The organism is Nonomuraea sp. MG754425, from assembly GCF_021699195.1.
Classification (GTDB): Bacteria; Actinomycetota; Actinomycetes; order Streptosporangiales; family Streptosporangiaceae; genus Nonomuraea.
The window spans coordinates 1-2,694 of record NZ_SSXE01000383.1; the positions used below are offsets into that span (position 1 = coordinate 1).

The 2,694-nt window shown below is 67.8% G+C and carries 4 protein-coding genes; 1 reads left to right on the plus strand and 3 read right to left on the minus strand.

Going from position 1 to position 2,694, the window contains the following annotated elements; translation table 11 throughout:
• The coding region (locus FAF44_RS52760; protein ID WP_237111050.1) for a succinylglutamate desuccinylase/aspartoacylase family protein at positions 1-905 on the plus strand (905 nt) is incomplete at its 5' end.
• 51 nt (positions 906-956) lie between these two features.
• On the opposite strand, the gene FAF44_RS52765 is transcribed toward FAF44_RS52760, so the two are convergent.
• The 3 genes from FAF44_RS52765 to FAF44_RS52775 are packed head-to-tail and all read right to left on the minus strand — an operon-like array spanning position 957 to position 1,961.
• Positions 957-1,280 carry a DUF1048 domain-containing protein gene (locus FAF44_RS52765; protein ID WP_237111051.1) on the minus strand — a complete coding sequence of 108 codons (324 nt, stop codon included), beginning with the start codon at positions 1,278-1,280 and terminating at the stop codon, positions 957-959.
• Between the two features lies 1 nt (position 1,281).
• Complete coding sequence (locus FAF44_RS52770; RefSeq protein ID WP_237111052.1) at positions 1,282-1,638, minus strand: DUF1048 domain-containing protein; 357 nt, start codon at positions 1,636-1,638, stop codon at positions 1,282-1,284.
• Positions 1,635-1,961, minus strand: a complete 327-nt coding sequence (locus tag FAF44_RS52775) for a PadR family transcriptional regulator (RefSeq protein ID WP_237111053.1) — start codon at positions 1,959-1,961, stop codon at positions 1,635-1,637. The genes FAF44_RS52770 and FAF44_RS52775 overlap by 4 nt, the downstream gene beginning before the upstream one ends.
• Between the last annotated feature and the right edge of the window lie 733 nt (positions 1,962-2,694).

Consider the following 2,694-nt stretch of genomic DNA (forward strand, 5'->3'; position numbering starts at 1 on the left):
CCGTCACCACCCTGGCCAGCGGACACCACCTCGAACTCACCGTCCACACCCTCCAAGGCGCCACCGAAGGCCCCCGCATGGTCATGTTCGGCGGCATCCACGGCGACGAACCCATGGGATCGGAAACCGTCCGCCGCCTCCTGCACACCATCGACCCCGCCGACCTGACCGGCACCATCGTCGCCGTCCCCGTCGCCAACCCCTACGCCCACCAGGCCCTGACCCGCAACACCCCCCTCGACGGCGTCAACCTCAACCGCATCTTCCCCGGCTCACCCCACGGCAGCATCACCGAACAACTCGCCGCCACCCTCACCCAGATCCTCGACGGCGCCGACTACTTCATCGACTTCCACTCCGGCGGCAACTTCGCCACCGTCGAATACGCCTACCTCCACGACGCCGGCGCCGAAATGTCCCGCGCCTACGGCACCAGCCTGCTCTACCACGGCCACCCCTACATCGGATCAGCCACCGGCTGGGCCCTCGACAAGGGCGTACGCTGCATGGTCAGCGAACTCGGCGGCGGCGGCCAACGCATCGAGGAATACCTCACCCGAGGCATCGACGGCACCCTCAACGTCCTGCGCACCATCGGCATGCTGCCCGGCGACCCCACCCCGCCCCCCGCCGACCAGATCGTCGTCGAGACGCTCACCACCCTCAGCCCCTCCGTCGGCGGCACCGTCCTGTCCGACTTCGGCGCCGGCCGGCTCGGCGAACGCGTCCCCAAGGGCACCGTCCTGGCCCGCATCGTCAGCCCGTACACCTCCGAGGAACTCGAGGTGATCACCGCGCCGTACGAGCCGAGCATCCTCGTCCTCGGACGCGAGCACCTGACCAACATCGGCCCCGGCGAGTACGGCTTCATGGTCGCCGACGGCGCCACCGCCAAGCCCGCCTGACCTGCCTCACCCCGCCGCCGGCCACCCACGGCGGCGGGGGAGCGGCGGGGATCACTTCCCGGTGCCGGATTCCCCCCGGACGGACTCCTGGTACACCTCCGCGAACGTACGTGAGTCCTTGACCAGGTCGTCGCAGAAAGCGGCGACGTCCTCGCCGACGAGCTCCAGGACCCCCTTGCCGTCCGCGACACCCTCCTCGAAGAAGTCCACGAGCCCCGACAGCAGGGACCCGTCGACCAGATCGACCGGCCCGACCTTGAACAGGTACCGCTGGATCTCCTTGTAGACGATCTGGTAGTCCGGCGGAAGCGCCCTGACCCGCGCCAGATGCGCCCGCCACTGCCTCTTGCCCTCGATGATGTCCTGAATGCCCACGTCAGCCTCCCAGCCGGCCCAATTTCCTCGCGACGTTCCTGTTCAACTGCGCCCGCCACCGGTCCCGATACGTGCGGCCCCGCTCCGCGCCGGCCAGCGCCGCGCAGAAACCCGCGATGTCGTCACCCAGCACCTCGTCGATGCTCTGCCCGTCGGCCGCCGTCTCCTCCAGCAGCCCCAGAGCGTTGTCGAAAAGCGGCATCAGGTTCCGGCCGGTGAAGTCCCCGTAGGGGAACAGGTGGGCCTTGATCTGTTCCCACGCCGCCCGGTAGTCCTCCGGCAACCCCACGGCCCGCGCCTCGAACGCCTTCCACTCCCTGGTGAGATCGCTGCCGGTGATGTTCTCCCAGACGTTCATCTCCCGCCCTCCTTCAGCTTGTCGATCCGCGACGTGATGTACTCCCACTTCGCCCAGAACGTCGCGAGCTCCTCACGGCCCGCGTCGTTGAGCGCGTAGAACTTGCGCGGCGGGCCCACCCCGGACGGCCGTTTCGTCACCTGGACCAGGCCGTTCTTCTCCAGCCGCAACAAGATGGTGTAGACCGTCCCCTCGACGACGTCGGCGAAGCCGAGGTCGTGCAGCCGGCGCGTGATGGCGTACCCGTAGGTCTCCTCACCGCCGATGATCTCGAGCACGCAACCCTCGAGCGTGCCCTTCAGCATCTCCGTCAGATCATCCATCGTGGATCCTCTTCGGTCACCCAGGTACTCGGTGGCACCGAATACCACTATAAAGTACCACCGAGTAGCGGAGGCTGCCACCAGAAGACCCCTCACACGGGGGGAGCGGCCACCACAACGACCGAAAAACACCGGGGGAGTCACACCCCAGCCGGCACCGGGGGAGCGGCCGGCATCCCGTACCCGAAACAAAGCGGAGAAGACCACTCGACATGATCACGGCTGGTACCGCGGTGGATCTCCGGATGGGCGCTGATCGCGGCGGCGCCGTGCCTTGCCTCGGCCTTTTCCTGGTCATGTTCGGCGCGCTCGACCCGTCCACCGGCCCCGCACATCGCGCCCTTCGAACCCCATGGCGCTCAGCGAGATGGCGCTCGCGCCGGTCGGCGAGAGGAGAGGACCCCGATCACCACAACTTGACATAATGTTCATTATCAAGCAGCCGTCGAGAGCGACCTGCACCAGCACATCCACGGCGGAACACGGACATCAGGCAGCACTCCGCCTGCCACGCATCCGGGCCAGGCACGCACACGCATCCGCGCCGGATCTCATCGACCAAAGCCCGCCGCGACGGCACCGACCGATCCGGACACCCTGCCGGACGGCCAGACACACCATCCCGTCCATTCACGGACACCAGCCGACGCCACACGCTACGTCAACCGCTTATGACCCACCGCAACCGGGAATGCCACCCCTGGCCCCCCACCACCCAGCCAGGGAGACACCC

What these genes read in the sequence shown, in the direction of transcription:
- FAF44_RS52770 (WP_237111052.1), bottom strand. Translation starts at nt 1,638, where the DNA reads ATGAACGTCTGGGAGAACATCACCGGCAGCGATCTCACCAGGGAGTGG.
- FAF44_RS52775 (WP_237111053.1), bottom strand. Translation starts at nt 1,961, where the DNA reads ATGGATGATCTGACGGAGATGCTGAAGGGCACGCTCGAGGGTTGCGTG.